Annotated in this window: 4 protein-coding genes; all 4 read left to right on the forward strand. The window is 42.3% G+C overall.

The window, feature by feature from the left end:
• Positions 1 to 275 precede the first annotated feature (275 nt).
• The 4 genes from E5S67_RS31045 (at position 276) to E5S67_RS31060 (ending at position 4,634) form a co-directional block, all read left to right on the forward strand.
• On the forward strand, positions 276 to 1,301 hold the full coding sequence (locus E5S67_RS31045; RefSeq protein ID WP_172193183.1) for a leucine-rich repeat domain-containing protein: 1,026 nt from the start codon (positions 276 to 278) through the stop codon (positions 1,299 to 1,301).
• A gap of 126 nt (positions 1,302 to 1,427) precedes the next feature.
• A complete protein-coding gene (locus E5S67_RS31050; RefSeq protein WP_172193185.1) occupies positions 1,428 to 2,474 on the forward strand; it encodes a leucine-rich repeat domain-containing protein in 1,047 nt (348 codons plus the stop codon).
• 231 nt (positions 2,475 to 2,705) lie between these two features.
• Positions 2,706 to 3,692 (forward strand): leucine-rich repeat domain-containing protein, encoded by a 987-nt coding sequence (locus tag E5S67_RS31055; protein ID WP_172193187.1) that lies wholly within the window; start codon positions 2,706 to 2,708, stop codon positions 3,690 to 3,692.
• Between the two features lie 258 nt (positions 3,693 to 3,950).
• The gene (locus E5S67_RS31060; RefSeq protein WP_172193189.1) at positions 3,951 to 4,634 is read left to right on the forward strand and encodes a leucine-rich repeat domain-containing protein; all 684 of its coding nucleotides are present in this window, start codon (positions 3,951 to 3,953) and stop codon (positions 4,632 to 4,634) included.
• Positions 4,635 to 4,648 lie beyond the last annotated feature (14 nt).

Here is a 4,648-nt window from a genome sequence, read left to right on the forward strand (position 1 = left end):
ATTTCTCTCGGGACATCTCAACTCCTACTTAGGTTTACATCCTCATTATACATTATTTATGATTTACAAATCATTTGCGATCGCTATAGCATAAGGTTCAGTTAACACTGATTCCCCCTAGCCCCCTTAAAAAGGGCAGGGGTGATTGTTCAAACAAGGAAAATAGTTGTTTGATGTCATGTGCTAAGTTACGAATACTTTGGGTAATGGAATCAAACCCATATATTGGGCAGTTTTCCGCTGTTAATGTATTAGAAAATTAGAGGTACAAGATTATGACACTTATAGTTGCACACAAACATATAAGTTTACAAAAGTGGTATCGTAAACAGGGTGTTGTACAAGTACAAAGGTTGATCGCAGTTACTTGTAGTGCGATCGCCCTAACATCATGTGGAAACGGATTTTCCACGTCTGTCGCAGAGAGGCTAGGGGTAAATAGTGGACGAACATTTGCTGATTGGTGTCGCGATCGGGCTTCTTTGAATCCTGAAACTAAACATACTGTTGATGTGCTGTTGCAGCAAGCCGGGACTACAGACTGCACAGCGGCTAATCAGACACTTTCGATTTTGCCAACTCTAATACTTCCCTCCAAAAAAATTAGAGATATCAAACCGCTAGAATCCTTGACTAACCTGAAGAGGCTCTACCTCAACCACAATCAAATCAGCAACATCAAACCGCTAGAATCCTTGACTAACCTGATGTGGCTCAACCTCAGCAACAATCAAATCAGCGACATCAAACCGCTAGAATCCTTGACTAACCTGCTTTGGCTCACCCTCTACAACAATCAAATCAGCGACATCAAACCTTTGCAATCCTTGACTAAACTGACTAAGCTCAACCTCCCCTCCAATCAAATCAGCGACATCAAACCGCTAGAATCTTTGGCTAACCTGACTCATCTCCATCTCTACAACAATCAAATCAGCGACATCAAACCGCTAGAATCCTTGACTAAACTGGGTTGGCTCGACCTCAGCAACAATCAAATCAGCGACATCAAACCGCTAGAATCTTTGGCTAATCTGTCTTGGCTCGACCTCAACACCAATCAAATCAGCAACATCAAACCCTTGCGCTCTTTGACTCAACTGACTCGACTCCATCTCTACAACAATCAAATCAGCGACATCAAACCCTTGCGCTCTTTAACTAGAACAGTACTCTACCTCAGCGGAAATCCGATCGCTCCCAAAACTTGCCCTCTCAAGCCAGAGTCTTTCTGTAGGTGGAAACCACTAACTGAACAACAACCTCACATAATTGAGCTAATTAGAGAAGGCAGTGAGTGACGGTATGAATTAAGTTAGGCGCCAAAGCTCACAGGCGCACAAAGTCTGTGTTTACCAAAAAGTAGTAAAAAATGTGAATTCATACTCAAGTTCAGCAACGCCGAGAAATAGAATAGTAATAAGATTATGACACTTATAGTTACAGACAAACATATAAATTTACCAAAGCGGTATCGTAAACAGGGTGTTGTAGAGGTACAAAGGTTGATCGCAGTTACTTGTAGTGCGCTGCTTCTAACATCATGTGGAAACGGATTTTCCGCGTTAGTCGCAGAGAGGCTAGGGGTAAACAGTAGACGAACATTTACTGATTGGTGTCGCGATCGGGATTCTTTGAGGCCTGAAGCTAAACATACTGTTGATGCGCTGTTGAAGCGAGCCGGGACTACAGAGTGCAATGCGGCTAATCAGACACTTTCGAGTTTGCCAACTCTATCCTTCTCAGGCAATAAAATCAGCGACATCAAACCGCTAGAATCCTTGACTAATCTAACTCGGATCAACCTCTCAGGCAATAAAATCAGCGACATCAAACCTTTGCAATCCTTGACTAAACTGACTTGGCTCAACCTCAACAACAATAAAATCAGCGACATCAAACCTTTGCAATCCTTGACTAACCTGACTGAGCTTTACCTCAACAACAATAAAATCAGCGACATCAAACCTTTGCAATCCTTGACTAACCTGACTGAGCTTTACCTCACCTCCAATCAAATCAGCGACATCAAACCTTTGCAATCCTTGACTAAACTGACTTGGCTCAAGCTCAGCGACAATCAAATCAGCGACATCCAACCGCTAGAATCTTTGACTAAACTGACTCGGCTCTATCTCTACAACAATCAAATCAGCAACATCCAACCCTTGCGCTCTTTGACTAAACTGATTCGGCTCCATCTCTACAACAATCAAATCACCGACATCAAACCCTTGCGCTCTTTGACTAAACTGACTGATCTGTATCTCTACAACAATCAAATTAGCGACATCAAACCGCTAGAATCCTTGACTAACCTGATGGGGCTCAACCTCAGCGGAAATCCGATCGCTTCCAAAACTTGCCCTCGCAAGCCTGAGTCTTTCTGTGTTTGGAAACCACCAACTGAACAACCTTTTGAACCACCTTTCATAATTGAGCTATTTAGAGAAAACTCTTATAGCCTTTATTAAAAAGATGAGGTGCCCGAGATTCCCTGAATAGCGGGACTTTCAAGCCTTATTACATACCTCATCTATCTGAGAAAGGCTATATATTTAGAGAAGACTTCGAGTGAGTGACGGTATGAATTAAGTTCTGCGCCAAAGCTCACAGGCACAAAAAGTCTGTGTTTATCAAAGAGTGAAAAATGTGAATTTATACTCACGTTCAGCAACGCCGAGAAATAGAAGAGTAATAAGATTATGACACTTATAGTTACAGACAAACACCTGGATTTACAAAAGCAGTATCGTAAACAGGGTGTTTTAAAAGTACAAAGGTTGATCGCAGTTACTTGTAGTGCGATCACCCTAACATCATGTGTAAATGGATTTTCTGTGTTAGTCGCAGAGAGGCTAGGGGTAAACAGTAGACGAACATTTGCTGATTGGTGTCGCGATCGGGATTCTTTGAGGCCTGAAGCTAAACATACTGTTGATGTGCTGTTGCAGCAAGCCGGGACTACAGAGTGCAATGCGGCTAATCAGCAACTTTCGAGTGAGCGAGTTCTCTTCCTAGGTGACAGGAAAATCAGCGATATCAAACCGCTAGAATCCTTGGCTAACCTGACTCAACTCCATCTCAACAACAATCAAATCAGCGACATCAAACCGCTAGAACCCTTGGCTATCCTGACTCAGCTCGACCTCAGCAACAATCAAATCAGCGACATCAAACCGTTAGAATCCTTGACAGATCTGAGTGATATCAACCTCTACAACAATCAAATCAGCGACATTAAACCTTTGCAATCCTTGACTAACCTGACTAAGCTCAACCTCGGCTCCAATCAAATCAGCGACATCAAACCGCTAGAATCCTTGACTAACCTGACTCAACTCCATCTCTACAAGAATCAAATCAGCGACATCAAACCGCTAGAATCCTTGACTAATCTGGCTGGGCTCTACCTCACCTTTAATAATATTAGCGACATCAAACCGCTAGAATCTTTGACTGACCTGACTAGGCTCAACCTCAGCTACAATCAAATCAGCAACATCAAACCCTTGCGCTCTTTGACTAATCTGAGTGTGCTCTATCTCTACAACAATCAAATCAGCGACATCACACCCTTACGTTCTTTGACTAAAACATCTCTCTACCTCGGCGGAAATCCGATCGCTGCCAAAACTTGCCCTAACAAGAGCGAGTTTTTCTGTCGTTGGGAACAACCAATTGAACTATAGCAATCCTAAATCATTTGTGAATTTCTTACTCCCTCCCCTTGATAAGGAGAGGGTTGGGGTGGGGTAAAAAATTTACGACTCATTTAGGATTGCTATAACTCACCAGATAATTAGGAAATAGGCGTTGCTGATTGACGGTATGAATTAAGTTATGCACCAAAGCTCACAGGCACAAAAAGTCTGTGTTTATCAAAAAGTAAAAAATGTGAATTCATACTCAAGTTCAGCAACGCCGAGAAATACAATAGTAATAAGATTATGGCACTTATAGTTACAGACAAACATATGAATTTACCAAAGCGGTATCGTAAACAGGGTGTTGTAGAAGTACAAAGGTTGATCGCAGTTACTTGTAGTGCGATGGTCCTAACATCATGTGGAAATGGATTTTCTGTGTTAGTCGCAGACAAGCTAGGGGTAAATAGTCGAGGAACATTTGCTGATTGGTGTCGAGGCCAAGCAAATTTGAGCCCTGAAGCTAAACATACTGTTGAGGTGATATTGCAGCGAACCGGGACTACTAAGTGCCATGCTGCTTCTCTGCTACTTTTGAGTGTCAAGGAACTTGACCTCACCTCCAATCAAATCAGCGACATCAAACCCTTGCAATCTTTGACTATGCTGACCGATATCAACCTCAGCAACAATCAAATCAGCGACATCAAACCCTTGCAATCTTTGACTAACCTGAAGAAGCTCACGCTCCGTAATAATCAAATCAGCGACATTAAACCGCTAGAATCTTTGACTAACCTGACTCATCTCCGTCTCGACAACAATCAAATCAGCGACATCAAACCCTTGCAATCTTTAACTAACCTGACTGAGCTCTACCTTGTAACCAACGAAATCAGCGACATCACACCATTAGACATCTCCGAAAACAATCAAAGCCTCTGTGTAGTTAAGCTCCTTGACGTAAATGTAATCATCCTAAATTAGCTAGTGTGCACGAT

The organism is Microcoleus asticus IPMA8, assembly GCF_013179805.1.
GTDB lineage: Bacteria > Cyanobacteriota > Cyanobacteriia > Cyanobacteriales > Microcoleaceae > Microcoleus > Microcoleus asticus.